The sequence below is a fragment of the Sporosarcina koreensis genome, assembly GCF_042655825.1.
Classification (GTDB): domain Bacteria; phylum Bacillota; class Bacilli; order Bacillales_A; family Planococcaceae; genus Sporosarcina; species Sporosarcina koreensis.
Genome location: NZ_JBHSNP010000001.1, coordinates 1 through 613, shown reverse-complemented (window position 1 = coordinate 613; position 613 = coordinate 1). Strand labels below are relative to the sequence as shown.

Here is a 613-nt window from a genome sequence, read left to right as displayed (position 1 = left end):
CATCCGCCGTGCGCCCTTTCTAACTTAACCTTTATACGGCTTTCGATAAGCTTCGCATTACTTCGTCAGCTCCGTCACTCCGGTCCTCACGTGCCTAAGCACGCTCCGGTCCTCGTTCGGTCGCTTTCTCGTCCTGCTCGCTTCTCGAAACCCTCGGGTGAGTAGTGGTACTTAGCGATAAGCACACAAGCTACTCGTTAAAAAAGTATCATTCAATCACTAAGTGATCGACTCGGTTGATTACTTGATGTTTTGTTGCTTCAATGTCGTTTTATCCAGTTTTCAAGGAACAAAAATACTCCCATCGGAGTAAGTTGGTGGAGCCTAGCGGGATCGAACCGCTGACCTCCTGCGTGCAAGGCAGGCGCTCTCCCAGCTGAGCTAAGGCCCCGGAATATGAATGGTGGGCCTAAGTGGACTCGAACCACCGACCTCACGCTTATCAGGCGTGCGCTCTAACCAGCTGAGCTATAGGCCCCTTCCGGGATTATGAAGTTTCATCATTAAAATGAACCTTCAAAACTGAACGCAAAACGTCAACGTATGAACCAAAGGTTCATATTCCGTAATTATCCTTAGAAAGGAGGTGATCCAGCCGCACCTTCCGATACGG

General features: G+C 49.6%; 2 tRNA genes. Both read right to left on the bottom strand.

What is annotated here, in order from left to right:
• Nucleotides 1-315: 315 nt before the first annotated feature.
• A tRNA-Ala gene (locus ACFPTP_RS00010) sits at nucleotides 316-391 on the bottom strand.
• A 10-nt stretch (nucleotides 392-401) separates the two neighbouring features.
• Nucleotides 402-478 (bottom strand) — tRNA-Ile (locus ACFPTP_RS00005).
• Nucleotides 479-613: the final 135 nt, after the last annotated feature.